This window comes from Pseudosulfitobacter sp. DSM 107133 (assembly GCF_022788695.1).
GTDB lineage: Bacteria > Pseudomonadota > Alphaproteobacteria > Rhodobacterales > Rhodobacteraceae > Pseudosulfitobacter.
In genome coordinates this window covers 2742732-2768731 of the sequence record NZ_CP085154.1, presented here as the reverse complement: position 1 = coordinate 2768731, position 26000 = coordinate 2742732, and the positions used below count along the sequence as shown (strand labels likewise).

Below are 26000 nucleotides of genomic sequence, written 5' to 3'. Positions count from 1 at the left end.
CCAAAAGAAGCGGGGGTTAGAGCCAGTCCTTGGTGTCGGTCCCCACCGCTTCGCTGACCGAGCCAAAGCCGTCTTGTTGCAACAGAACGTCGAGCCCCTGTGCGATGCGGGCGGCAAGGCTGAGGCCGCCGTAGACCAGAGCGGTATACAGTTGCACCGCCGAAGCACCTGCGCGGATCTTGGCATAGGCATCGCGGGCCGAACCGATGCCGCCGACGCCGATCAGGGGGATGTCGGTGAGGCTGTGCAGCCTGGCCAGCGTGCGGGTGGATTTTTCGAACAATGGCGCGCCGGACAGCCCGCCCGCTTCGCTGCCATGGGTGCTGCGCAGGCCGGTGCGGTCCAGCGTGGTGTTGGTGGCGATGATGGCGCTGATGCGGGCGTCCTGGGCGACTTTGGCGATGTCCGCCAAATCCTGATCGCTCAGGTCGGGGGCGATTTTCAGGAACACGGGCACGTTGCCGCGCACCTGCATAACCCCGTCCAGCAGGGCGGCCAACGCCATCGGTCCTTGCAGGTCGCGCAGTTTTTCGGTGTTGGGCGAAGACACATTGACGGTGGCAAAGTCGATGTGGCCGCGTGCGGCTTGCAGCACGCGGGCGAAATCCTCGGCGCGGTTGGCGCTGTCCTTGTTGGCCCCCAGGTTCAGGCCCACGGGGATGGTGCGGTGGGCGCGGGACAGGCGGCGCACGATGGCCTCGGCGCCGTCGTTGTTGAACCCGAAGCGGTTGATCGCGGCGCGGTCTTCGCTGAGCCGGAACAGGCGCGGTTTGGGGTTGCCCGGTTGCGGCAGGGGCGTGGCGGCACCGACTTCGATAAAGCCGAAGCCGGCGCGGGTCAGCGGGCGGATGGCGGTGGCGTTCTTGTCGAACCCTGCGGCCAGTCCTACCGGATTGTTCAGCGTCAGCCCCGCGATGCGCGTGGTCAGGCGGGGCGAGGTGACGGGGCCAGGCAGGGCGGCAAAGGGCGTGTGCAACGCGCGCAGGGCCAGCCCGTGGGCCAGTTCGGGGTCAACGCGGTGCAGGGCGGCAAGGCCCAGTTTTTCAAGGCTGCGCTTCATCCGAAAGTTACCCCCGCGTCCGCAGGCGACGTGCGGATCAGCCGCGAGGTCAGCACGGCGGCCTGACGGTGGATCACCGCCTTTTGGTAATCGGGGTCGGTGACCATCGCCAGAAAGGCGCGGGCATCGGGGTAGCGGGCGATAAAACAGGCGTCCCAGACCTCGTCCGCGGGGCCGATCAACGTGGTCTGGAAAGCACCACGCCACAGAATGCTGCCCCCCAAGCGCGCCACCACGGGGCCGGAGTCGCGCCCGTAGTTGGCATAGGCCTGTGCGCCCGTCAGCCCTTGACCCGCCAGCGGGTGATCGTCGGGATAGGTGGCGCGTTCACGAAAGCGCACGAGGTTCAGCATCTCGATCGGATGGTCGCGCGGCAGGTCCTTGAAGGCGTCGAACTGCGCGCGCTCGGGGTCGATATATGTATCGCTCATAGGATACCTGCGGGGAATTGGTGCACGCCGTCCTGCACGGGCAGGGGCTGTGCCCATGCCACATCGTCCAGCTTGAGCGGGCGGTATAGATGGGGAAACAACGCACCACCGCGCGAGGGTTCCCAGACCAGCTTGTCGCCCAGATCGTCCGCCTCAAGCCCCAGCAGCCACAGGTTTTCTTCGCCCGCGAAATGCTTGGCCGCGGTTTCGGCAGCCTGCGCAGGTGTCGAAAAATGCATATAGCCGTCGGTGACGTCGATGGGCGCGCCCAAAGTTTCACCCCTGGCGCGCAGATATTGCCATTCATCGGCACGGAATATTTTCAAAATCAGCATGGATCACTGATGCCGTGTGCCTTGCGCCTGGTCAAGCGGCCAAGGCTGCCGATACGTCAATTCGCGCAACCTGCATAACGGTTTTGACTCTTAATCCGGGCAGCGCCAGAGTGTTTGCATTGCCAACACACCTTTAGGGGGACACCTGACATGCTTATGCGTCTGACACAGACAGCGGCGGCCATCGCGCTGACCGCAGGGACCGCGATGGCGGATTATTCGCTGACCATCCTGCACACCAACGATTTTCATGCGCGTTTTGAACCGATCAACAAATATGACAGCGGCTGTGGTGCCGAGGATAACGCCGAGGGCAAATGCTTTGGTGGCTCGGGGCGGCTGGTGACGGCGATCAGGGATGCCAAGGCGCGGTCGAACAACGCGATTCTGGTGGACGGCGGCGATCAGTTCCAGGGCACGCTGTTTTACACCTATTACAAGGGCAAGCTGGCCGCCGAGATGATGAATGCGCTGGGCTATGACGCGATGACCGTGGGCAACCACGAATTCGACGACGGCCCCGAAGTGCTGGCCGGCTTTATGGATGCGATCAACTTTCCCATTCTGATGTCCAACGCTGATGTCTCGGGCGAGCCGCTGCTGGCGGGCAAGCTGGCAAAATCCACGGTGATCGAACGCGGCGGCGAAAAGATCGGCCTGATCGGTCTGACGCCACAAGACACAGACGAACTGGCCAGCCCCGGTCCGAATGTGATCTTTACCGATCCGTCCGATGCGGTGCAGGGCGAAGTGGACAAGCTGACCGCAGAAGGTGTGACCAAGATCATCGTGCTGTCACACTCGGGCTATGGGGTCGACAAACGGGTGGCCGAAAGCACCACCGGCGTTGACGTGATTGTTGGCGGCCACTCGAACACATTGCTCAGCAACACCGACGAAAAGGCCGAAGGGCCATATCCCACGATGGTCGGAAATACGGCGATTGTTCAGGCCTATGCCTATGGCAAATATCTGGGCGAGCTGAACGTGACCTTTGACGATGACGGCAACGTCACCGAAGCCAAGGGCGATCCGATCCTGATCGACGCTTCGGTGGCCGAGGATGCGCCCACGGTGGCGCGTATCGCAGAAGCGGCCAAGCCGCTGGACGAGATCCGCAACCGCGTGGTGGCCGAAGCTTCGGCACCGATCGGCGGGGACCGCGAAGCCTGTCGTGCGATGGAATGTTCGATGGGGTCGCTGATTGCCGACGCGATGCTTGACCGCGTCAAGGATCAGGGCATTGAAATTGCCATACAGAACGGCGGCGGCATCCGTGCGTCGATTGATGCAGGCCCCGTCACCATGGGCGAAGTGCTGACCGTGCTGCCGTTCCAGAACACGCTGTCGACCTTTCAGGTGACTGGCGCGACCGTTGTGGAAGCGTTGGAAAACGGTGTGAGCCAGGTGGAAGAGGGCGCGGGCCGCTTTGCGCAGGTGGCGGGCATGACCTATGCCTTTGATGCCTCTAAACCTGCGGGCGAACGGGTGTCTGACGTGATGGTTGGCGGTGCGCCGATTGATCCGGACAAGGTTTATGGCGTTGTGTCCAACAACTATGTCCGCAACGGTGGCGACGGCTATAAGATGTTCATCAATGCCGAGAATGCCTATGATTTCGGGCCTGATCTGGCGGATGTGACGGCCGAATATCTGGCCGCCCAGGGACCGTTCACGCCGGTCACCGACGGTCGTATTACGGTCAAGTAACGCAGGTTGCAGAGAGCCTTGAAGGGGCGCGCAGGCATCGGTCTGTGCGCCCTTTTTTGTGCTGCGACGGGCGGTTCAGAGCGGTATGGCGCTGTCGGCTTCGGCCTGTACTTCGGCGTCAGATGCGGCAAGCGCTGCGGTTTGCGGCGTGCTGCCCCGCCCGCCCGGTGCCACCTGAAAGGCGGTCTTGTTTTCGTCTTTTACCGCCACCCGTCGCGAGATACGCCACAGCGTGTAGACGATCACCAGAACATGCGCTGCGGCGGTGATGGCGAACAAGGCGCGGTCGGCAAAACTGGTCATTGCCCAGCCCGCCATCAGGGGACCGATAATTCCGCCGCCGCCATACAGCAACAGCAACCCGCCAGAAATCTGGATCGAGGTGCCGGGGGCGGCGTGGTCGTTGGCGTGGGCCACGATCACCGGATACATGGCAAATATCGAGCCGCCCAGGATCGCGGCCAAGATGAAATTGGGAATGCGTCCCTGTGGTGCGAGGGTGATGAACAGCGTGTCGGCGATCAGCGCGGCCAACGCGATGCCGACCAGCACCTTGCGGCGGTCCATCCGGTCGCTGAGGACACCCACAGGGATCTGCGCCAGCGCGCCCGCCAGGATCGGCAGCGAGGTGAACAAGGCCACAGCCGCCAGCACCAGCCCCGTGCGCTCGGCATAGACCGCCGCCAGCGTTCCAAAGGCCGAGTTGCTGACGCCAACCCAGAACACCGCGAACACGGCCACGGGCGAGTTGCGCCACAGCGCCTTCATGTCCAGCCGCGCGGCGACCAGCGGAGCAGGGTTCGAACTGGAGGACAGGGCGGTGGGGACCAGTGCGAGGCAATAGAATATCGCCCCCACGGCAAAGAACAAAAATCCCGATGTGTCGCCCAGTGTCAGGGTCATCTGCCCTGCGGTCACCGCGCCAAGGTTGACCATCGAATAGACGCCAAAAATACGTCCGCGCTGGTCGGGCGCGGCCTGATCGCTCAGCCAGCTTTCGACGATCATTGCCGCCCCCGCAAAGCAGAACCCGCAGACGCCGCGCAGGACGATCCAGGCCCAGGGGGTCAGCATGATGGCCGATCCCAGCATCGACACCGCCGCAATCGCCGCCATCGCGCCAAAGGCCCGCACATGCCCGACATTTGCCACCAGTCGCGGTGTCAGCACGCAGCCCGCCATATAGCCGACGGCCCAGCCGGTGCCGAGCAGGCCCAGCGAAAAGGCCGAAAACCCTTCGGCGCTGCCGCGCACCGGCAGGATCAGCCCGTTGATCCCCCCGGCGAACAGCAGAAAGGAAGAGCCCAGCAGCAGGGCAAAAACAGGCAGGAACTGGCGGATCATGGGGCGGCTTTCAGTTGGTTCGGCGATGGGCGCAGTCTGCGCAGCTTTGGGACGGGTTGCAAATGGATGGCAGTGGCCCGTTGGGCAGACGGTGCGCGCTTTGTGGTAGGGGCCAGACCCTAGGTCACCGACTCATAAGTTCGCAACCAGATCCTGATTGACGCGAGTTGTATGGATGCGAGGAAATTATCATCGCGTTTGTCATATCTTGTTGCTACCGCGCGGAAATTTTTGAGTTTGTTGAAGAAACGCTCCACTGCGTTGCGTGCTTTGTAACGCTCGCGATCATGCGGGATGACAGGATTGCGTTGCGGCATCGAAGGGATCACGGCTTGCGCCTTCTGTTTGGCGATCAAATCACGGATCGCGTTGCTGTCATAGGCGCGATCCGCCAGCACGCTGCAGCCTTCTTTCAGTCGATCCAGCATCTGCTCTGCCGCGTGTCCATCATAGGCCTGCCCAGCCGTCAGCATGAGCCGGATCGGGCGGCCAAGCGCGTCCACCAAAGCGTGGATTTTCGTTGTCAGCCCGCCCCTTGAGCGACCCAGGCAATCGGATCGCCCCCTTTTTTAGGGCCATTTGCGCCCTGTTGGTGTACCCGGATGGAGGAGCTGTCAATCATTTGCACCTCACCCTCATATGCCTCTGATATTGCTTCAAGAATACGCGCCCAGTGGCCCGCACGCCGCCAGCGGTTGAAGCGGTTCACACAGGTCGTATGCGGCCCGTATCGTGCAGGAATGTCTGCCCAGGGCGCACCAGTCCGCAAGCGCCAGAAGATGCCGTTCAAAACCCGCCGATCATCCACACGGGGCTTGCCGCGCACCTTCGTCGGCAGCAACGGCTGGATCACCGACCATTCAAAATCTGTCAAATCAAAACGTGCCATTCTCACCTCCACATTTGCCGGAAAGTGAATCACGTTTTCTAAAGTCTGTGAATCCCTTTTATGGGTATGTGACCTAGAGATCGGGCCACAGCGCGCGATCAAGGCCGTCAAGCAACGGGGCAAGCTGTTCGGTATGCCCCTGCCAGCGTCCCAGGGATCGGGTATGGACCGGTGCGCGCACTTGCTGGCTGCTGGCGGTCAAAACCGGGCGGATCACGTCTTGGGGGGCCAGCATCGCGCTATCCCATGATACGCCGCACAGGTCGGCAAGGCGGCGCGAGGTGCTGTCCAGATCGCTGACCAGGTCGCTGTAGCGCACTGCATGAATACGGTCTCCAAAGGCTGCGCGCCAGTCAGCCATGACGCGCGCATAGTGGTTCATATGCTGGGCCATCCATGCAAAGTCGTTGGCATAGGCGTGTGCGGTGGTCGGGAACAGGCTGTCCCACATCGACAGGGCCACATCACGCGGATCGCGCTGCATTTCGATCACGACCGCATTGGGAAAGGCGCGCAGGATCGGGCCGATAAAGCGGAAGTTTTCGGGCATCTTGTCGACAAAGGCGGCAGTGCCCGCAGGCATCGAGGGCAGAGCACTTAGATAGGTCGCCGCCAGATCGGGTGCTTGGGTGCCGTCACGCAGGGCCGCGCGAATGGCGTTTCCGATCTGGGTCAACTCGCCCAATCCGTTGACTTGGGGATGGGCCACTGCCACCTGCTCGCACAGCGACGTGCCCGAGCGGATCAGGCCGACCACGAAAACAGGCACCGGCCCCGCGGATGACACAGCCGCCGGTGTCATGGTTTGATCCAGTGTCAGAATTTCAGCGTGCTCCGCAACTTCAGCCTTGGCATCATAGGGCATCGCGCGGGCCGCCAGGCGGTTGCCGATGACCAGCCGTTCGGCGGCACCTGGAGCGCCCATCGTCCGCTCGGCGCGGGCCTGCGCGAATGTCAGCAGAATTTGCAGCGGGCTGCCGCGTTTCTCGGCCTCTGCCGCAGATTTCAGCGGTTCCAAAAGTGTTTCCGCCGCGGCTGCATCCGCCACATAGGCCATGCCGTTCAGGGCAATCGGATGCGCGGGTATCTGCGCCAGAACGCGCGCATAAGCATCGAATGCCATTTTCGGCTGGTCGAGGGCACCGTACAGCCGCGCCTGAAGCAGGGTCAGGCCTATGTGATCGGGAGCTGCCTGCAATCCGGCTTCAATCTGGCTGCGCGCGCGGTCATGGGTGGCGTGTTCCAGCAGGTATTCGGCGTATTGCAACCGCAAATCAGGATTGTGCGGTGCCAGCGTGACAGCGGTTTCCAAGCTGGCCAGAGCTGTGGCGTTGTCGTAAGTGTCCAAGGCAATGCGGGCGCACAGCCCGTGCAGCGTTGCATCCTGGGGCGACACAGAAATCGCGGCATCCACAGCCGTGCGGGCAGTGGCGTGATCCTTGGCAGCAAGACAGGCATTGACCCGCAGACGCAACAGGGCAGGCACATCGGGCCACCGTGCCAGCGCGCTTTCGACCTCGGTCACCGCGCGTGCTGTGTCGCCGGTGCTAAGCAACGCCTGTATCCGGTTCTGTCGCGCGGCAGGATCGTTCGGGGTAACCTTGACCAGTTGCGTGAAGAACCGCAATGCCTCGGAATGCTGACCCAGATTGGCACAGGACAGGCCGGCCAGTGTCAGCGGAACAGGCTGCGCGCCATTCGCCTTGATCGCAGTTCGTGCGGCTTTGAGGCTGGCAGCAAAGCGCCCCTCTGAAAAGGCACGTTGCGCTTTGATCGTCAGTTCGGGGTTGGGGCGGGCCATATGTGCAAACCGGTGAAATTTGGGTTGGGTTCGACCTATGCTTGCGCACTTCGCTGTGCAAGGCTTGGTCAGGTCGCTGCGATGCTTTAGATTGCCCCCATGTGTGGACGTTTTGCCATAACCCTGCCCACCGACGCGATGGCGCAATTGTTTGCGGCGGCCCCTGCGAACGATCTGCCGCAGGTGCCCAACTATAATATCTGCCCGACCGATCCCGTGCATGTGATCCGCAGCGACGGAACGCAGCGGTCGCTATTGTCGATGCGCTGGGGCTTTATCCCGCACTGGTACAAGACCCCCGCCGACGGGCCGTTGCTGATCAACGCTCGCGCCGAAACCATCGCTGAAAAGCCGGCTTTTCGCAGTGCCTGCCGCGAACGGCGCTGCGTGATGTTGGCAAGCGGGTTCTATGAATGGACCAAAGACACCGAAGGCAACCGGCTGCCGTGGTATATCACCCGTCGGGACACCGCCCCGCTGGCTTTTGCCGCGGTCTGGCAGGACTGGGACAAGGGCGACAATCCGCTGCGCACCTGCGCGATTGTCACAACCGGGGCAAATGCCACCATGTCGAAGATCCACCACCGGATGCCCGTGGTGCTTGAGCCCGAGCAGCTGTCCCTGTGGTTGGGCGAAGAGGGCAAGGGAGCGGCCCGTCTGATGCAGGCCGCGCCAGAGGATAAATTGCAGATGCATCGGGTGGATCGGGCGGTGAATTCGAACCGCGCTGCGGGCCCCGAACTGATTGAACCCTTTGACTGAAACGCAAGACGGCCCGCTTGCACTGGCTGCAAGGGGCCGCAGGTCGCGCCGCGTGTCGGGGGATCAGTCGCCCAGAGGCGCCTCGCTAAAGCTGATGGCGCCAGCAGGCGCTGACACTTCCTCTGATCCTTCAGCCGTTTCAGTGGCCGGGACGACAAGGAAATAGTCATTCTGCATATCCGCGAAGACGGTAAATGTTTCTTCGCTCTCTACGGCAATAGGGCCAACACTCCAGTTGTCGTCTTGCGCCACGATCGACTGTTCCGCACTGGAGGCGTTCACAAAATGAATAACATCGCCGGGCTGGGCGTAGGTCACCGTTGGAAAGAATGATTCGTCCAGAACCATAATCGTATGTTCGTTGGGCGCAGCGCCGTCGGCAAAGGCCGCAGGGGCAAGAAATGCGCCGAATACGGCGGCAACGGCGAGTTTTTGAATAGTTTGCAGCATCAAGGCGCTCCTGTTTGGTTCGGCCCCACCCGAAAGTATTGCTATAGCCCTAGCCAAAGAATGAGGCGCCAATGCGGCAACTCCTGGTCGGCGCTGCGGCATTGGTTCAGCCCGTGCGGCGGGTTTGATCTTGCAGCCAGGTGCGAAAAGAGTGCAGGGGGGCAAGATTGGCGCGCTCGGACGGCCAGACAAGGTAATATGTCCCGATGCTTTCCGAGGTTTCGCCCGAAGCCATCGCCAGTTGACCGCTGTCAAGGTAGGGCTGGGCCACAAAGGTCGGCAGCAGCGCCACGCCCATGCCGTGAATCGCCGCCTGCGCCATTGTTGAAAACTGGTCGAATTGCATCCCCGGCGGCAAATCCGCGGTCCATCCCTGCGCCGCCAGCCAGCGCGCCCACCCTTTGGGCCGCGTTTCCAGATGCAGCAGCGGCTGGGCGGCGATCTGCGCGGTGGTTGCCTGTTGCAGCAGGCCGGGCGCACAGACCGGCACCACGGTTTCCGGCATCAGGGGCAGGTGATCGGCACCGGGCCAGTCCTCGCGGCCAAAATGTATGGCCGCGTCAAACCGGCTCGCACGGAAATCGAAGGGGGCAAGACGGGTGGACAGGTTCACGGTAACCTCGGGGTGGCTGCGCGCGAAATCCTGCAAGCGCGGGGCCAGCCAATGCATGCCAAAGGCGGGCAGGATCGCAAGGTTCAGCGTGCCGCCGTCGGGGTTGGTGCGCGCCGCCACCGATGCCGCCGCCAGCCGGTGCAGTATCTCGCGCACGGTGCGTGCATATTCGCGCCCCACCGGCGTCAGCACCAGCGCACGCCCCTCGCGCTGCACCAGCGATGCACCGATCTGCGTTTCAAGGCTGCGCAACTGGCGGCTGACCCCGCTTTGGGTCAACGACAGCTCTTGCGCCGCCGCCGTCGCAGACCCCAGACGCGCGACGGCCTCGAATGCCATCAGCGCACCGGTGGAGGGTAGAAAGCGGCGGGGGGCGATCATCTATGACTAATCCTCATGTAACACAGGACGGATGATTGTTAGAACTTGCCGCGTTTCTTTGCAATACTGAGTGAAATTCAACAGATTCGAAAAGAGGCCGATCATGAATGCAGAAACTCCGATCCTGAAAGCCAAAGACGCCCCAGATCTGGGCAGCTTCGACTGGGCCGATCCTTTTCGCCTGTCGCAGCAGCTGACCGAAGACGAACGCATGATCCAGGACAGCGCCGCGGCCTATGCCAAGGAAAAGCTGGCTCCGCGCATCATCGACGCCTTTGCCAATGAAACCGCCGACAAGTCGATCTTTGCCGAAATGGGCGATATGGGCCTGCTGGGCGTGACCCTGCCCGAGGAATATGGCGGTCTGGGCGGCTCTTATGTCTCTTACGGTCTGGTCGCACGCGAGGTCGAGCGGATCGACAGCGGTTACCGGTCGATGATGTCGGTGCAATCCAGCCTGGTGATCTATCCGATCTACGCCTACGGCTCGGAAGAGCAGCGCAAGAAATACCTGCCCAAACTCGCCAGCGGCGAATGGGTAGGCTGCTTTGGTCTGACCGAACCTGACGCAGGGTCCGACCCCGCAGGCATGAAAACCCGTGCGGTGAAAACACCCACAGGCTACAAGCTGACCGGCTCGAAAATGTGGATCTCGAACGCGCCGTTTGCGGACGTGTTTGTGGTCTGGGCCAAGTCGGAAGAGCATGGCGGCAAGATCCGCGGCTTTATCCTTGAAAAAGGCATGAAGGGTCTGAGCGCACCCAAGATCGAAAACAAGCTGTCCTTGCGCGCCTCGATCACCGGCGAAATCGTCATGGACGGTGTCGAGGTTGGCGACGACGCGCTGTTGCCCAACGTGCAAGGTCTGAAAGGCCCGTTCGGCTGTCTGAACCGTGCCCGCTATGGCATCAGCTGGGGCGCACTGGGCGCAGCCGAATTCTGCTGGCACGCCGCCCGTCAGTACGGTCTGGACCGCAAACAGTTCAACAAACCGCTGGCCGGCACGCAGCTGTTCCAGAAGAAACTGGCCGACATGCAGACCGAAATCGCGCTGGGCCTGCAAGCCTCGTTGCAAGTGGGACGTCTGATGGATGCGGCACAAGCGGCGCCTGAAATGATCTCGATCGTCAAGCGTAACAACTGCGGCAAGGCGCTGGATATCGCCCGCATCTCGCGCGACATGCACGGCGGCAACGGTATCTCGGGTGAATTCCAGGTGATGCGCCATGTGATGAACCTTGAGACGGTCAACACCTACGAGGGCACGCACGACGTGCACGCGCTAATTCTGGGCCGCGCCCAGACCGGCATTCAGGCGTTCTTCTGAACGATCACGCCTTGAATACGTGAACACAGATGCGGGGGCCACAGTGCCCCCGTTTCTTTTGTCTATAAATATCCATGCCTATGGTTGCAGCCATGCGCTGGCTCTGGTGGTCCGCACATCATCCGCTAAGCTGTGCGGACCACCATGCGAGGCAGATGATGACACCGGCACTTCCCCAAATTCCTTCTTTCGACCTGTCAGGCCGCCGCGCCCTTGTCACGGGGGCATCCTCGGGCATCGGTCTGGGTTGCGCCGTGGCGCTGGCCGGCGCCGGGGCACATGTGGTCTGTGCGGCCCGCCGAGCCGATGTGCTGAACGACAGCGTCGCCGCCATGCGCCACGCGGGCCATTCCGCCGAGGCGCTGGTGCTGGACCAGTCCGACACCGGCGCGCTGGCGGCTGCGTTTTGCGACCCTTTTGACGTGGTGCTGAATTCGGCCGGTCTGGCGCGCCATTCGGCGGCGGTGGATACCGATGTGGCGGATTATGACGCGGTGATGGATGTAAACGTGAAGGGGGCCTATTTCCTGTCGTCCTATGCCGCGCGGGCGTTGATCGCGGCCGGAATGCCCGGCTCGATCATTCACATCGGCAGCCAGATGGGCCACGTCGGCGGCCCCGACCGCGCGGTCTATTGCGCGTCGAAACATGCGCTCGAAGGCATGGTCAAGGCGATGGCCGTCGAATGGGGCAAGGCTGGCATTCGTATCAACACGATCTGCCCGACGTTCATTCGCACCCCGCTGAGCGAACCCACATTCAACGACCCCGACAAACGGGCCTGGATCGTGGACAGGATCAAGCTGCCCCGTGTGGGCGAGGTTTGCGATATCATGGGGGCAGCGCTGTATCTGGCATCGGACGCCTCGGGGATGGTGACAGGGACTGCGATGATGGTCGATGGCGGATGGACGGCGGACTGATGGGACAGCATCGGGCAAAGCGCACATGATGGAACTGGATCCGAACTGGGAATTTGTTGCCGACACGATCATGGGCGGTGTGTCGCGCGGTCAGGTCGCGCAGACACAGGTGGCGGGCCGCGCGGCCATGCGCCTGACGGGAGAGGTCAGCACCGACAGTGGCGGCGGTTTTATCCAGATGGCATTTGACTTTGCCCAAGACGCCAGCGACCACACCGGCATCGCGCTGGATGTCTGTGGCAATGGCCAACGGTACGACCTGCGCCTGCGCACCACGCGGCTGACCCGCGCATGGCAATCCTTTCGGTGCGATTTCACAGCCCCCACAGCATGGACCACGATCACTGTGCCCTTTGCCATGCTCGTCGCCCATCGGACCGAGGCCGTCTTTGATCCCTCCGAACTGCGCCGTGTCGGGGTCGTCGCCGTAGGGCGTGAATTCGCGGTTGACGTGGCGGTCAGCGGCGTGCGGTTGGTCTAGTCCTTAGGCGCGGGTGCACCGCCTTCGAAGGCATTGCCGTTCACGTAATCGCAGGGCGCTTCCTGCATCTCCAGATGCAGGCCGGTGCCGGTGTAAGGATGCGCGCGAGCCAGATCCTCGTCCACCTCGATCCCCAGACCGGGCGCATCTGGCGGCGTGACAAAGCCTTCCTCGACCCGGATGCTGCCCTTGATCAGCGCGTCGTGGAACGGTGTCTCGATGGTTTCACACATCAGCAGGTTGGGGATGGAGGCAGCCAGTTGCAGGTTGGCAGCCCATTCGATCGGCCCTGCATAGAGGTGTGGCGCGACTTGCGCGTTATAGACTTCGGCCATGGCTGCAATCTTCTTTGCCTCCCAGATGCCGCCCGCGCGGCCCAGTGCCGGTTGCAGGATACTGGCCGCGCCGCTGCGCAGGATCGGGGCGAACTCGGCCTTGGTGGTCAGCCGCTCGCCGGTAGCGACAGGAATGCCCACGCCGCTGGCCACGGCTGCCATCTGCGCAGGGTTGTCCGGCGGAACGGGCTCTTCGAACCACAGCGGATCATAGGGCGCGATGGCGCGGCCCAGCCGGATTGCACCGGCGGTGGTGAACTGCCCATGGGTGCCGAACAGCAGGTCGGCGCGGTCGCCCACGGCTTCGCGGATTGCCTTGCAGAAGGTCACTGACTGGCTGATGTCGCTCATTGCAGGCATGTGGCCCCCGCGCAGGGTATAGGGGCCTGCGGGGTCGAATTTCACCGCCGTGTACCCGCGCGCGACGCAATCTGCGGCGGCCTCGGCGGCCATTTCGGGCGCGGTCCAGAAAGCCTGCATTTCATGATGGGGAAGGGGGTAGAGGTAGGTGTATGCCCGGATGCGGTCGTTCATCCGCCCGCCGATCAGCGCATGAACAGGCCGCCCGCGGTCCTTGCCCAAGATGTCCCAACAGGCAATCTCAAGCCCCGAAAACGCACCCATCACCGTCAGATCGGGCCGCTGCGTGAACCCCGCCGAATAGGCGCGGCGGAACATCATTTCGATATTTTCGGGATTCTCGCCCTGCATGTGGCGCGCAAAGACGTCCCCGATCACCGCCCGCATCGCCTCGGGCCCCACAGAGGCTGCATAACATTCGCCCCAGCCCACAATGCCGGTATCGGTCGTTACCTTGACCAGTATCCAATAGCGCCCGCCCCAGCCCGGCGCCGGAGGCGCCGTCACGATAATATCAAGGTCTTGAAGCTTCATGCGGGCCGTTCCTTCATCTTGCCAGTAATCTCCGGGGCCGGAATCAAAATCGGGTGCAGAGCCCCGGTCGGTCAGCGGTCTATGCTTTGTGATCGAACACGATCACATTGCGCCGCGCACTTCCAGCCTTGGTGTCGGCAATCGCCTCGTTGATCTGTTCCAGCGACCACCGCCCCGAGATCAACTCGTCCAGTTTCAGCCGCCCCTGTTCATACAGGTCCAGCATCCACGGAATGTCGCGCTGGATCACCGCATCGCCCATTTTCGAGCCGATCATGCCCTGACCCGCAGCGGCCAGATTGACCGGTTCGTAGGTCGCTTCGCCGCCCACATGGGGCATCCCGACCATAATCACCTTGCCCTGCGTGGCCAGATAATTCGGGGCCTGATCATAGGCCGGAATGGCACCCACGGTGACAATCACCGCATCGGCCCCGCGCCCGCCCAAGGCCTTGCGCGCCGCCAGCCAAGGGGCCTTGTGGGTGGCCAGTACGCCATGGGTCGCGCCGAAGTCCTTGGCGACGTCAAGTTTCCCGGCGCTCATGTCAACGGCCACGATGCGCCGCGCGCCTGCAATGCGCGCCCCCTGTATCGCGTTCAGCCCGACGCCACCCGCGCCGATCACCACCACGTCCTGACCCGCGCGCAGTTGGGCCGAGTTCACCACCGCGCCGACGCCGGTGATGACACCACATGCCACCAGCGAGGCCACATCCTTGGCAATCCTGTCCGAGATGCGCACCACCTGCCGCTGGTCCACCACCACCTTTTCGGCAAATCCGCCGGTGGCCATTGCCTGATGCAGCTTGCTGCCGTCTGACAGGGTGATTGGCCCCGTATCGCCGTCATAGGGGGTCTCGCACGACACAGGGCTGCCCCCTGCACAGGGCGCGCAAAAGCCGCAAGAGCGGATCAGGGTCACGACAACACTGTCGCCTTCCGACAGGCCTGTCACGCCGCCCCCGACAGCGCTGACGCGCCCTGCCGCCTCGTGGCCATAGACCGCAGGCAGGCTGCCGCCCCACGCGCCTTCGGCATAGGAAATGTCGGAATGGCAGATCGCCACCGCATCTATCGTTACCTCGACCTCGCCGGCTTCGGGTGCGCGCAGGTTAATGTCCTCGACCCGCAAGGGGGCGCCAAAAGCGTGGCAGACGGCGGCTTTGATGCGTTGCATGATGTATCCTGACGGCAGTTGGGTGTGCGTTCGGGCCAGCGTGCGGGGCGTGAAACGGCCAAGCATGTCGAAAACCGACCGATTGTCGGTCTGTCAGCGCCAGTTTGCGTTGTGACGTCAGGTGAGGCGCGCCGCCCGCAACGGGCGCAGATAGATCGCCAAAGCCAGCGCCGTCAGCAGCGCCGACAGCACAAAGGGGGCGCCGGGCAGATACACGGGGGCGGTGACAGCGGTAAAGCTGTAGAATACCGAGGTCATGACCAAAGGCGACAAGATCATCGCCAGCGCGTTGATCGACACCATAGCGCCTTGCAGCTCGCCCTGCTGGTCGTCGCCCGTGGCCTTGGACATGATCCCTTGCAGGGCGGGTGCAATCACACCGCCAATGGCTGCCATCGGGGTCAGGATCAGCGCCACCGTCCCCGAGGTGACCAGCGCAATCGCCAGATAGCTGGTGATGGTGAACATCAGGCCATAGACAATCGTGCCACCTTCGCCAAAGCGGCGCAGGGCGATGCGGATCAGCCCGCCCTGAACCACCGCCATCGAGACGCCGAACAGCCCAAGGCTGAGGCCGATCATGGCAGGCGACCAGTCAAATCGCGCATGCCCGAAATAGGCCCAGACCGTTGGATAGGCGATAAAAGCGAATTGATAGATGAAATAGACCACCAGAAGGCGGCGGATCTGCGGCAGTTTCCCCAGCGCACGCAGGGTGCCCAGCGGGTTCGCCCGCCGCCATGAAAACGCGCGTCGGATGCGGTCGGTGACCGTCTCGCTCAGCACCAGCCAGCCAAAGATCGCATTCAGCCCCGCAAGGATCGCCGCCGCCCAGAATGGCGCACGGGTGCCATATTCGGCCAGCAGCCCGCCGATCAGCGGGCCCAGCACAAAGCCGATGCCAAAGGCGGCGCCGATCAGTCCGAAATTGGCGCTTTTGTCTTCGGGGGCGGACAGGTCGGCCATACAGGCGTTGGCGGTGGATTGCGTCGACGCTGCAACCCCGCCGATGATCCGCCCCACCAGCAGCAACCACATGCTGCCTGCCACTGCCATCAGGACATAGTCCAGACACATCACGGTTAACGAGGCCAGCAAGACCGGGCGTCGGCCAAAGCGGTCGGACAGTCCGCCGATAACAGGGCCGAACAGGAACTGCATCACGGCAAATGACGTGGACAGCACACCGCCCCACAGGGCGGCCTGCGCCAGCGTGCCGCCCTGCACGCTGCGGATCAGGTCGGGCATGATCGGAAGGATCAGTCCGATGCCCATCGCGTCCAGCAGGACGGTGACCAGCAGGAAGACAACCGCCGGCTTCACCCGCGCACCTAGGCGGCAGCGGCGCTGCGGGCGCGGCTGGCAAAGCTGCGGGCGTCTTGCGCCGCGGTGCCCATTTGGGATGCCGCGTCGAACAGCCCTTGCGGCAGGTCGGGATAGGTCCGCATCGCCAGTTCGGGCAGGGGGGTCTGGGTGTCCATCGCCTGTTTGCAAAGCGCCTTGACCGCGGCCTGCGCCTCGGGGCGGGGCATTTGTTCGGCCAGTGCAAAGCTCAGCGCTTCGGCGTGGATCAGCCCCAGCCCGCTCTCAAGGGTTGCGTGCATCTGGGTGGGGATCGGGTTGATGCCTTCGGCCAGTTTGCGCGCGTGATGCAGGGCACAGGCGGTGGTCAGAACCACCTGCGGCAGGACCATCCATTCGGCAAACCATGCTGACCCGTCGCGCTGGTGTTGATGTGCGGCTGCGGTTTGAAGCGCGGCGCGCAGGCCGCTCATCTGGATGTTCAGGGCCACCAGTACGGAGGGCCCGACGGGGTTCTGCTTTTGCGGCATCGTGGACGAGCCGCCCGCGCCGGACAGGGTGACCTCGCCAATGCCGGACATGGTCAGCCCCACCAGTGTGTCGCCCATTGCGGCCAGCGTGGCCGTCACCCGTGCCATCCATTCGGCAATGCGCAGCACCGGGCTGCGGTCGGTGTGCCAGCTGTGGCCGGGGTCGTTCAGCCCCAGCGCCCTGGCCAGTTCCGCGCGGGTCTCGCCCGCTTTGGGACCAAGCGCCGAGGACGTTCCAGCCGCGCCCGACAGAGACACCCAAAGGCTGGCGTCACGCAGGGCGGGCAGGTCGTCCAGCGCCGCAATCAGGGGCGTGCCCCATTGCGCCAGCACCGCGCCCCAGCTTGTCGGTGTCGCGACCTGACCATAGGTGCGCGCGGGCATCGGGGTGGCGGCGTGCTCTTCGGCGGCTTGTGCCAATGTGCCCAACAGCGCGCGTATTTCCGCCTCGGCCAGTGCCAGCGCCTGCCGCAGCCGCAGCATCAGCGCGGTGTCGGCGATGTCCTGACTTGTTGCGCCCCAATGGGCGTATTGCGCGTGTTCCGGCGCTTCCATCGCGGTGCGGAATGCGGCAACCAGTCCGGGCACCGGCACGCCGTTTTGCCCCGTGGGTGCGCCCAATGCGCCGGGGTCAATCGCGATCTCCAGACTGGAGCGGTGGATCGCTGCGCCACTGATCTCGGGGATAACGCCCAAGGCGGCCTGCGCCTTGGCCAAGGCTCCCTCGACCAGCAGCATCGCGCGCACCTCGGCGCTGTCGGTGAACAGGCGGCCGGTTTCGCCGGTGGCAAACAACTGCCCGTACAGCGGGCTGCCAAAAACGCTTGCTGCCATGTCAGATATGTCCTGTATCGCGCATGAATTTGGTCAGTATCTGCGCGTATTCTTCGGGCTTTTCGACGCAGGGCAGGTGGCCCGCACGCCGGATGATTTCGAACTTGCTGCCGGGGATCAGATCGACGGTTTCGCGCACCAGATCGGGCGGGGTCGAGCCATCGTCCGAGCCTGCAATGCCAAGTGCTGGCAGCCGCAACGACGCGGTGGTGGTGTAAAAATCGGTGCCGGAAATGGCAGCCGAACAGCCCGCATAGCCGTCGACCTCCTGGCGCACCAGCATGTTGCGCCACAGCTCCAGATCGGGCGTGGCCCGGAAGTCGGGGGCGAACCAGCGTTCCATGACCGCATCGGCCAGACTGTCGATGCCGTTTTTCTGAACGGCGGCAATGCGTTCGCCCCACATGTCGGCATTGCCGATCCTGGCGCCTGTGTTCGACAGCACCACCGCGCGCACCAGATCCAGACGTTTCACGGCCAGCCCCTGCGCAATCATCCCGCCAATCGACAGGCCGACAAACAGCGCATCCTTGAACCCGTGCAACTCCATCAGCTTTTCGGTGTCCGTCACCAGCGCGCCCATCGAATAGGGCGCGGGCGGACAGGACGACAGGCCGTGACCGCGCTTGTCGAACCGCAAGATGCGCAGGCCCTTCGGCAGCAGTGGCATGATCGGGTCCCACAGGCGTAAATCGGTGCCCAGCGAATTGGCAAACACCACGGGTGCGCCATCGTCGGGGCCGTCAATACGGTAATGCAGGCGCACATCGCCCAGATCTGCCAGTTTCATCGTCTTTCTCCTTTTCCCAGCACAATATGTGCCATGATCTGCCCGTGGTCTGAAGCGAGCTTGTTGTAGGGGGCCTCGGCGTGGCTGCCATCGGTCAGGTGGTCGTTCAATACGCTGAAATATTGCATTTCGCCAATGCTGTCAGGTGTTTCGGGCAGGAAATGCCGCGACATCAGGATTTGGTCAATGCTTTCGTACACACCGCCAAAGGCCGAGGTGTAGACCATGTCGCGCAGCGATTTGCGCACGAACTGCTTTTCCGCCGAATGCAGGCGCATCGCTTCGACCTGTTCGGTGATGATCTTGTTCTCTTCGTGGGAATAGCGGTCGTTCGGGCCACGCGCGTCGTGGCGCAGCATCCATGAATAGTTCTTGAACGGCACCTCGCCGGTGATGATTTCCGAGCTGACCGCGTTTTCGCCGTCGTTGAAATCGCCCAGAACCATGACAGGGAGGCCCTGTTTCAGCTCGTCCACGATGGCACGGCGCAAAACCCAGGCCTCGGTCATGCGGCGCAGGGCGGCGCGCAGTGATCCCATGGCGCGGCCCACCGGGTCATAGTGGACAAGGTCTTGTTCCGGTGCAAACTCTGCCCCCGGTGGCGTGATGTATTCGCCCAGCTTCGATTTCAAATGACAGTTGAACAGGGTGATGACCTGCCCGCCCACGGGAATGCGCACCTTCAGGATCGGACGGCTGAGCCGTTTGACCGTGTAGTGACCCGCATCATCGCCGCCGCCAAGGCTTTGCAGGGGAATGCGGATGGGGTCGGGCAGGTCCTGAATGATCTCGGGCGTGCCTTCGAACCCCAGCCGCGACAGCACCGCCACGCCGGGGCGACGCGCGCCCGCCGGGCCGTCGTTCAGATTGGGGGCAAAGGCCAGCGCCGCCCCCGCATAGGGCGTATAGGCCAGTTTGCGAAAGATTGCTTTCTTACGGTACGGCTTGTCCGATCCGGGGATCGCGGCTGCATTGGCGGCCATACCTTCGGCATCGGTGGCGGTGATCACATCGCGCAGCGCCTCTTCTTCGAAGATCTCCTGAAAGCCGATCACATCCGCGTTCAGCGATTGCATCTGCTCGGCCATCCAGTCGCGTTTCCAGGCGTATTCCTCGGGGGTGTAGCGCTGGAATTCGTAATATTCCTTGTCCGGCCCGATCAGGTTTTTGACGTTGAAACTGGCGATTGTGAAACCGGTCATGCAAGTGTCTCCAATGCGCGGGCGAACATCACAGCATCGACGTTGCCGCCCGAAATGACGACAATCACATCGTCGCCTTCAATCTCGTCGCGGCGCGACAGGGCCGCGGCCAGCGCCACCGCACCGCCGGGTTCCGCCACCAGTTTCAGCCGCAGAAAGGCCTGTGCCACGGCTTGCAGCGCTTCGTCTTCCGAGACGGCCAGACCGGGGCCGCACAGCCGGTGCATAATGGGAAAGGTGATGTGGCCGGGGGCAGGGGTGATGATTGCATCGCAGATGTTGCCCGAGGTTTGGGCGTTGCGCTGGATCGCACCCGTCGCAAGCGACCGTTTCACATCGTCAAAGCCTTCTGGCTCGGCTGGCCGCACCCGCAACCCCGGCGCGTCTGCCTCAAGCGCCAGCGCGATTCCCGAGGTCAGCCCGCCACCGCCGCAGCACACCAGCACATCGGCGGTTTCGATCCCTTGGACGTTCGCATCTTCGGCAATCTCAAGACCCACGGTGCCCTGGCCCGCGATCACCAGCGGTTCGTCAAAGGGTTTGATCAGCGTCAGCCCCCGCTCTGCCGCCAACCGGTCGCCAATGGCGTCGCGGTCCTGGGTGGCGCGGTCATAGGTCACCACTTCGGCCCCCAGCGCGCGGGTGTTTGCCAGTTTCAGCGCGGGCGCATCCGCTGGCATGATGATCACCGACGGCACCCCGTGTTGCGCCGCCGCAAGCGCGACGCCCTGCGCATGGTTGCCGGATGAAAAGGCGATGACCCCCTTGGACCGCGTCTCGGCATCCAGCGCCGACAGCGCCGACCATGCGCCGCGAAACTTGAAACTGCCGGTGTGTTGCAGGCACTCGGGCTTGATCCAGACGCGGCGGCCCGCGATCTGGTCGATAAAGGGCGAGTTCAGCAGCGGCGTGCGGCGCGCGTGGCCTTGCAGCCGCAGGGCTGCGGCACGGATCATGTCGATGTTCATTGAATCAGGTCCAGCCAGTCTTTCAAGGCGGTCACTGCCGCAGGTTCGTCCAGAAACGGAATATGTCCACGATCGGGCAGATTGGCATAAATCATATCAGGCCGGCGCGCGCGCATTTCCTGCGCCGTCCTTTCGTTCAGAATGTCGCTGCCCGCCGCATGGATCAGACACAAGGGCTTGCCGACCAGATCATCGAAAAAGGCCCAGAAATCAGGGCTTTCGGTTTCATTTGCCACCGCATCGCGCAGGTGCGCGTCATAGGTCAGGTTCAGCCCGCCCGCGCCGTCATCGACAAAATGTGTCTCGGCCTCTTCCATCCAGCGGCTGGCGGGCACGCCGATGAAACCGCCCAGCAGGTTGGGCAGGATCAGCGCCGCCTCGGCATGGGTGCGGATGCTGGGTTTGACGCCCAGATAGGCCATGATGTCCTTGATCCCCTCGGGATCGATCTCGGGGCCGACGTCGTTGAACGCCACGCCAAGGATGCGGTTGGGCACCATCTGTCCCAGCATCATCGCGTTCAGCCCCCCGCGCGAGGTGCCAAGGATCGCGGCCTTGTCGATGCCCAGGTGGTCCAGCAACTCGACCGCATCGCGGCTTTCGATGGCCAGCGTATAGTTGCGCCAGTTCTTGTCGAACTCCGACTGCCCCCGCCCGCGATAATCCATGGTGATGACGCGATACTCTTCCAGGTAGGGCGCGACATAGCGGAAATCGGCGCCTGTGCGCCCCAGTCCGGACAGGCACAGGATCGGCAGGCCGTTCCCGGTATCGGTGTAATACAGGCTCAGCCCGTCGGATGTGGTGAAAGTGGCCATGTCAAACTCCGGCAAGGGCGGGGATGCCCGTGAGATCGGTCAGGATGGTATCGGGCGTGGCGGGCAGGCGGTCCACCGGATCGCCTGCGCGGTTCACCCATGCGGTGCGAAACCCATAGTGCGCGGCGGCGGCGGCGTCCCAGCCGTTCGAGGACACGAACAGAACCTCGTCCCTGGCGCAGCCAAAGCGCGCGCCCACAAGGTCGTAGACCCGGCTGTCCGGCTTGAAGATGCCCACGGATTCCACCGACAGACAGTCGTCCAGCACGTCGCCTATGCCTGCCGATTGCACCGCCCCATCCAGCATCGCAGGCGCGCCGTTGGACAGAATCGCCGTGTTCAATCCGGCGGCTTTCAACGCCTTCAGCATGGCGGGCACCTCGGGGTAGGCTTGCAATTCCCAGTAGAGATCCAGCAGCCGCTGGCGCAGGGCCGCGTCGCCGTCCAGTGCCGTTTTTTCCAGCGCCCAGTCCAGCGCATCCTGCGTCACGGTCCAGAAATCGGTATGCGTGCCCATGACCGCGCGCAGCCATGAATAGTTCAGTTGCTTGGCCCGCCAATGCTCGGCCAGTTGCGGCCAAGCCTTTGCAAGGGCTGGAAATTCCGGCTGTTCAGCGGCCAGTCGTGCGGCGGCGGCCACATCGAACAGGGTGCCATAGGCATCAAAAACGCAGGTGGTAACGGGCATGGTCGATCTCCGGTGGCTGCCCAAGCAGACTGTCACGCAGCAGCCCGAGGGAAAAGGCGCAAAATCACCGCAAGGCTGCGTGCAGGTGGCGGGGTTTACACTTATGCGCTGCTATGTTGAATTAATGCCAACCCCGGAGCACCCGCGCAGACACGCGGCCTCCGTCCATTCCCCCCTAAAATTCGGAGAGTCACATGACCCAGGTCAAATCTGGCGATACAGTTCGCATTCATTACACAGGCACCTTGCTGGACGGCAGCACCTTTGACAGTTCCGAAGGGCGCGACCCGCTTGAGTTTCAGGTCGGCAGCGGCCAGATCATTCCGGGTCTCGACACGGCCCTGCCGGGCATGGCTGTCGGCGAGAAGAAAGAAGTCAAAGTCGCCGCCGAAGACGCTTATGGCGCCGTGAACCCCGACATGCGTCAGGCCGTTCCGCGCGAAGGCATCCCCGCCGACATCCCGCTGGATCTTGGCACGCAGCTGCAAATGCAAACCCCCGACGGTCAGGCCCTGCCTGTGACCGTGGTCGAGGTTGACGAAAGCACCGTGACGCTGGACGCCAACCACCCGCTGGCGGGCAAGGATCTGACCTTTGCCATCGAACTCGTTTCGGTAAACTAAGACAGTCGTTGCAGAGGGCGGCCGCGCCCTCTGCACCCCCCAACCAACAGCATCTGGCCGCGCCCGCGATTTGCGCGTATGACGCAGGCCATGAGCACATCTGACCCCTTTGAAATTTTCCTCGTCTGCCCGCCCGGGCTGGAACATGTCCTTGCCACCGAGGTGGCCGAGGCCGGTTTTGACGCGCCTGTGGCCTCGGTCGGCGGGGTCACGATCATGGGGGGCTGGGCAGATGTCTGGCGCACCAACCTGTGCCTGCGCGGGGCCGTGCGTGTGCTGGTGCGCGTGGGCCACTTCATGGCCTTTCATCTGGCCCAACTGGACAAACGTGCGCGCAAATTCCCATGGGGCGACATTCTGCGTGCCGATGTGCCGGTGCGCGTGCAGGTCACCTGCAAACGCTCCAAGATCTATCACGCAGGCGCTGCCACCCAGCGCATCGAAACCGCCCTGCGCGACAGCCACGGGCTGACCCTGTCGCCCGAGGCCGAGATCGTCATCAAGGTGCGCATCGACGACAATGCGGTGACCATCAGCCTCGATACCTCGGGCGAGGCGCTGCACAAGCGCGGCCACAAGGAGGCCGTGGGCAAGGCCCCGATGCGCGAAAATCTGGCCGCGATGTTCTTGCGCCAGTGTGGTTACGATGGTGTCCAACCGGTGGTGGACCCCATGTGCGGCTCGGGCACGTTCCTGATCGAGGCGGCGGAAATCGCCTGCCACTTGCAACCGGGCCGCTCGCGCGACTTTGCCTTTCAGAAACTGGCCTCCTACGACGCAGAGGCTTTCGACACCCTGCGCACCGCAATGCCGGACATCACCGGCCCCGCACGGTTTTTCGGGTCAGACCGCGATCAGGGGGCCATCCGCATGAGCACGCAAAACGCCGAACGGGCAGGGGTTGAACCGCTGTGTCAGTTCGACGTCCACGGTGCAGGTGAGGTCACCCCACCCGAGGGCCCACCGGGGCTGGTCATCGTCAACCCGCCCTACGGCGCGCGTATCGGCAACAAGAACCTACTGTACCCGCTGTACGGCACGCTGGGCGAAACCCTGAAGACCCGTTTCAAAGGCTGGCGCGTCGGCCTTGTCACCTCGGAACCTGGCCTTGCCAAGGCCTGCGGCCTGCCATGGAAGCCCCAAGAGGCCCCCGTCGCCCACGGTGGTCTGAAAATCTGGCTATGGCGCACGGACGCGCTGCGCTAAACACAGTTCTTTTGGCTAAAAATATCCCGGGGGAGCGCCAAAGGCGCGGGGGCAGCGCCCCCGAACCAAAGCTTACAGGTGATCCGGCTGCGGCATGCCCAGCACATGAAACCCGCCATCGACGCGAATGATCTCGCCAGTGGTGCAGGCGCCCGCGTCCGATGCCAGATAGACCGCCGTACCGCCCACCGCTTCCAGCGTCGCATTCGAGCGCAGCGGCGCGTTCTGGTCGGTGTGCTTGTAGGTCTTGCGCGCACCGCCAATGGCCGCACCGGCCAGGGTTTTCATCGGACCGGGCGAGATGGCGTTGACGCGGATGCCTTCGGGACCAAGATCATTGGCCAGATAGCGCGTTGCGCTTTCCAGTGCCGCCTTGGCCACGCCCATGACGTTATAGTTCGGCACCACACGGTTGCTGCCCTGATAGGTCAGCGTCAGCAGGGTGCCGCCGTTTTCCACCATCAGCGGATGCGCGCGGCGTGCCACGTCGATGAAGGAATAGGCCGAGATGTCCATCGAGTTCTTGAAGTTGGCGCGGCTGGTGTTCAGGAACCGCCCCGTCAGTTCGGATTTGTCGGAAAACGCAATGGCATGGACCACGAAATCAATCGTCGGCCAGCGCGCGCCCAGTTGCTCGAACGCGCCGTCCAGGCTGGCGTCGTCGGTCACGTCGACGTCGACCATAAAGTCCGACCCGACCGAGGCCGCCAGCGGCTCAAGCCGCTTGCCAAACGCCTCGCCCTGATAGGTAAAGGCCAGTTCGGCACCGGCGGCGTGCATCGCCTTGGCAATGCCCCATGCGATGGATCGATCATTGGCCACGCCCATAATCAGGCCGCGTTTTCCTGCAAGCACATCCGACATTTTTGCAATCACTCTTTATATTTGGAAAGGATCATCGACCCGTTGGTGCCGCCAAACCCGAACGAGTTTGTCATGACGGAATCCAGCCCTGCGTTTTGCACCAGCTTGGTGGCAATCTCGGCAGGGTCCAGTCTTTCGTCCAGCGTTTCGACGTTGATCGACGGGGCGATGAAATCATGTTTCAGCATCAGCAGGCAAAAGATCGCCTCAAGGGCACCGGCGGCACCTTGGGCGTGGCCGGTCATCGACTTGGTCGAAGACACGGGCGGCGTGCTGCCCTGGCCGAACACGCGGCGTACCGCTTCGATTTCGCCGACGTCGCCGACGGGGGTCGAGGTGCCGTGGGCGTTGATATAACCGACCTTGCGGCCTTCGGGCAGGGTTTGCAGCGCCAGACGCATCGCGCGCTCTCCGCCTTCGCCCGACGGGGCCACCATGTCGTGTCCGTCAGAAGTAGCGGCAAAGCCGGTCACTTCGGCGTAGATCTCTGCGCCACGCGCCAGCGCATGTTCCAGCTCTTCCAGCACAAGCATGCCGCCGCCGCCGGAAATCACGAAACCGTCGCGGTTGGCGTCAAAGGCGCGCGAAGCCTTGTCGGGCGTGTCGTTGAACTTGGACGACATCGCGCCCATTGCGTCGAACAGGCAGGACAGGGTCCAGTCCAGCTCTTCGCCGCCACCGGCGAACATCACGTCCTGTTTGCCCATCATGATCTGTTCTGCCGCATTGCCGATGCAATGCAGCGAAGTCGAACAGGCGGATGTGATCGAATAGTTGATGCCCTTGATCTTATAGGCCGTCGCAAGGTTGGCGCTGATCGTCGAGGACATGCATTTGGGTACGGCAAAGGGCCCGATGCGTTTTGTCGCACCCGTGGACAGCACCGTCTGGTGCGCCTGAAACAGCGCCGATGTGGACGGCCCGCCGGATCCGGCCACAAGACCGGTGCGCGGGTTCACGATATCATCCTCGCTCAGGCCCGCGTCGGCAATGGCCTCGGCCATGGCGATATGGGCATAGGCCGCAGCAGGGCCCATGAAACGCAGGGTGCGCTTGTCGACCATTTCGGAGACGTCGATCTTCAACGTCCCGGCGATGCGGCTGCGAAATCCGTGCTCGGTCATCTCTTCAGATGCCACGATACCGGATTTTCCCGCCTTCAACGCAGCCAGCACTTCAGCTGCGTTATTGCCGATGGATGATACAATCCCCAGCCCTGTCACGACGACTCGGCGCATGGTTTACTCCTTCAGACCTTTGAC

The 26000-nt window shown here is 63.1% G+C and carries 25 protein-coding genes and 1 pseudogene; 7 read left to right on the top strand and 19 right to left on the bottom strand.

Features of this window, described 5'->3' with window-relative positions:
* Positions 1-16 precede the first annotated feature (16 nt).
* The 3 genes from DSM107133_RS13635 to DSM107133_RS13625 are packed head-to-tail and all read right to left on the bottom strand — an operon-like array spanning position 17 to position 1826.
* Positions 17-1060, bottom strand: coding sequence for a quinone-dependent dihydroorotate dehydrogenase (locus DSM107133_RS13635; RefSeq protein WP_114291466.1), 1044 nt, complete (start codon positions 1058-1060; stop codon positions 17-19).
* Positions 1057-1491 carry a DUF1330 domain-containing protein gene (locus DSM107133_RS13630; RefSeq protein WP_114291467.1) on the bottom strand — a complete coding sequence of 145 codons (435 nt, stop codon included), beginning with the start codon at positions 1489-1491 and terminating at the stop codon, positions 1057-1059. The genes DSM107133_RS13635 and DSM107133_RS13630 overlap by 4 nt, the downstream gene beginning before the upstream one ends.
* Complete coding sequence (locus DSM107133_RS13625; protein ID WP_114291468.1) at positions 1488-1826, bottom strand: DUF952 domain-containing protein; 339 nt, start codon at positions 1824-1826, stop codon at positions 1488-1490. Before DSM107133_RS13625 ends, DSM107133_RS13630 begins: the two co-directional genes overlap by 4 nt.
* Positions 1827-1976: 150 nt before the next feature.
* Here DSM107133_RS13625 and DSM107133_RS13620 point away from each other — a divergent pair, with 150 nt between their 5' ends.
* The gene (locus DSM107133_RS13620; protein WP_114291469.1) at positions 1977-3536 is read left to right on the top strand and encodes a bifunctional metallophosphatase/5'-nucleotidase; all 1560 of its coding nucleotides are present in this window, start codon (positions 1977-1979) and stop codon (positions 3534-3536) included.
* Between the two features lie 75 nt (positions 3537-3611).
* On the opposite strand, the gene DSM107133_RS13615 is transcribed toward DSM107133_RS13620, so the two are convergent.
* From DSM107133_RS13615 to DSM107133_RS13605, 3 genes and pseudogenes are all read right to left on the bottom strand, one after another.
* Positions 3612-4880: an MFS transporter gene (locus tag DSM107133_RS13615; RefSeq protein ID WP_114291470.1), complete on the bottom strand. Its 1269-nt coding sequence runs from the start codon at positions 4878-4880 to the stop codon at positions 3612-3614.
* 119 nt (positions 4881-4999) lie between these two features.
* Positions 5000-5775: pseudogene (locus tag DSM107133_RS13610) on the bottom strand (IS5 family transposase).
* Positions 5776-5842: 67 nt separating this feature from the next.
* On the bottom strand, positions 5843-7570 hold the full coding sequence (locus DSM107133_RS13605; protein WP_114292848.1) for a tetratricopeptide repeat-containing sulfotransferase family protein: 1728 nt from the start codon (positions 7568-7570) through the stop codon (positions 5843-5845).
* 99 nt (positions 7571-7669) lie between these two features.
* On the opposite strand from DSM107133_RS13605, the gene DSM107133_RS13600 reads away from it, so the two are divergent.
* Complete coding sequence (locus DSM107133_RS13600; protein WP_114292847.1) at positions 7670-8332, top strand: SOS response-associated peptidase; 663 nt, start codon at positions 7670-7672, stop codon at positions 8330-8332.
* 63 nt (positions 8333-8395) lie between these two features.
* On the opposite strand, the gene DSM107133_RS13595 is transcribed toward DSM107133_RS13600, so the two are convergent.
* Entirely contained in the window at positions 8396-8782 is a 387-nt protein-coding gene (locus tag DSM107133_RS13595; RefSeq protein WP_114292846.1) for a hypothetical protein, read from the bottom strand.
* 106 nt (positions 8783-8888) lie between these two features.
* A complete protein-coding gene (locus DSM107133_RS13590; protein ID WP_114292845.1) occupies positions 8889-9776 on the bottom strand; it encodes a LysR substrate-binding domain-containing protein in 888 nt (295 codons plus the stop codon).
* A gap of 103 nt (positions 9777-9879) precedes the next feature.
* Here DSM107133_RS13590 and DSM107133_RS13585 point away from each other — a divergent pair, with 103 nt between their 5' ends.
* From DSM107133_RS13585 to DSM107133_RS13575, 3 genes are all read left to right on the top strand, one after another.
* Positions 9880-11103: an acyl-CoA dehydrogenase gene (locus tag DSM107133_RS13585; RefSeq protein ID WP_114292844.1), complete on the top strand. Its 1224-nt coding sequence runs from the start codon at positions 9880-9882 to the stop codon at positions 11101-11103.
* 158 nt (positions 11104-11261) lie between these two features.
* Positions 11262-12026 (top strand): SDR family oxidoreductase, encoded by a 765-nt coding sequence (locus DSM107133_RS13580; protein ID WP_114292856.1) that lies wholly within the window; start codon positions 11262-11264, stop codon positions 12024-12026.
* Positions 12027-12051: 25 nt separating this feature from the next.
* Entirely contained in the window at positions 12052-12507 is a 456-nt protein-coding gene (locus DSM107133_RS13575) for a CIA30 family protein (protein WP_345889586.1), read from the top strand.
* Here DSM107133_RS13575 and DSM107133_RS13570 read toward each other — a convergent pair.
* From DSM107133_RS13570 to DSM107133_RS13530, 9 genes are all read right to left on the bottom strand, one after another.
* The gene (locus DSM107133_RS13570) at positions 12504-13736 is read right to left on the bottom strand and encodes a mandelate racemase/muconate lactonizing enzyme family protein (RefSeq protein WP_114292843.1); all 1233 of its coding nucleotides are present in this window, start codon (positions 13734-13736) and stop codon (positions 12504-12506) included. The two genes, DSM107133_RS13575 and DSM107133_RS13570, sit on opposite strands and share 4 nt — an antisense overlap.
* 79 nt (positions 13737-13815) lie before the next feature.
* Positions 13816-14913, bottom strand: coding sequence for a zinc-binding dehydrogenase (locus DSM107133_RS13565; RefSeq protein ID WP_114292854.1), 1098 nt, complete (start codon positions 14911-14913; stop codon positions 13816-13818).
* Positions 14914-15030: 117 nt separating this feature from the next.
* Entirely contained in the window at positions 15031-16236 is a 1206-nt protein-coding gene (locus DSM107133_RS13560; protein ID WP_114292842.1) for a TCR/Tet family MFS transporter, read from the bottom strand.
* An 8-nt stretch (positions 16237-16244) separates the two neighbouring features.
* A complete protein-coding gene (locus DSM107133_RS13555) occupies positions 16245-17579 on the bottom strand; it encodes a lyase family protein (protein WP_114292841.1) in 1335 nt (444 codons plus the stop codon).
* A gap of 1 nt (position 17580) precedes the next feature.
* On the bottom strand, positions 17581-18369 hold the full coding sequence (gene pcaD, locus DSM107133_RS13550; protein ID WP_114292840.1) for a 3-oxoadipate enol-lactonase: 789 nt from the start codon (positions 18367-18369) through the stop codon (positions 17581-17583).
* Positions 18366-19571, bottom strand: coding sequence for an endonuclease/exonuclease/phosphatase family protein (locus tag DSM107133_RS13545; protein WP_114292839.1), 1206 nt, complete (start codon positions 19569-19571; stop codon positions 18366-18368). Before DSM107133_RS13545 ends, pcaD begins: the two co-directional genes overlap by 4 nt.
* The gene (locus DSM107133_RS13540; protein WP_114292838.1) at positions 19568-20539 is read right to left on the bottom strand and encodes a threonine/serine dehydratase; all 972 of its coding nucleotides are present in this window, start codon (positions 20537-20539) and stop codon (positions 19568-19570) included. The genes DSM107133_RS13545 and DSM107133_RS13540 overlap by 4 nt, the downstream gene beginning before the upstream one ends.
* Complete coding sequence (locus DSM107133_RS13535; RefSeq protein ID WP_114292837.1) at positions 20536-21357, bottom strand: alpha/beta hydrolase; 822 nt, start codon at positions 21355-21357, stop codon at positions 20536-20538. Before DSM107133_RS13535 ends, DSM107133_RS13540 begins: the two co-directional genes overlap by 4 nt.
* A 1-nt stretch (position 21358) precedes the next feature.
* Positions 21359-22045, bottom strand: a complete 687-nt coding sequence (locus tag DSM107133_RS13530) for a haloacid dehalogenase type II (RefSeq protein WP_114292836.1) — start codon at positions 22043-22045, stop codon at positions 21359-21361.
* A gap of 194 nt (positions 22046-22239) precedes the next feature.
* Here DSM107133_RS13530 and DSM107133_RS13525 point away from each other — a divergent pair, with 194 nt between their 5' ends.
* A complete protein-coding gene (locus DSM107133_RS13525; protein WP_114292835.1) occupies positions 22240-22668 on the top strand; it encodes a peptidylprolyl isomerase in 429 nt (142 codons plus the stop codon).
* Between the two features lie 90 nt (positions 22669-22758).
* Positions 22759-23874 carry a class I SAM-dependent RNA methyltransferase gene (locus tag DSM107133_RS13520; RefSeq protein ID WP_114292853.1) on the top strand — a complete coding sequence of 372 codons (1116 nt, stop codon included), beginning with the start codon at positions 22759-22761 and terminating at the stop codon, positions 23872-23874.
* A gap of 72 nt (positions 23875-23946) precedes the next feature.
* Here DSM107133_RS13520 and DSM107133_RS13515 read toward each other — a convergent pair whose 3' ends face one another.
* Positions 23947-24738, bottom strand: a complete 792-nt coding sequence (locus tag DSM107133_RS13515) for an enoyl-ACP reductase (protein WP_028958468.1) — start codon at positions 24736-24738, stop codon at positions 23947-23949.
* Positions 24739-24746: 8 nt separating this feature from the next.
* Positions 24747-25976 (bottom strand): beta-ketoacyl-ACP synthase I, encoded by a 1230-nt coding sequence (gene fabB / locus DSM107133_RS13510; protein WP_114292834.1) that lies wholly within the window; start codon positions 25974-25976, stop codon positions 24747-24749.
* Positions 25977-26000: the final 24 nt, after the last annotated feature.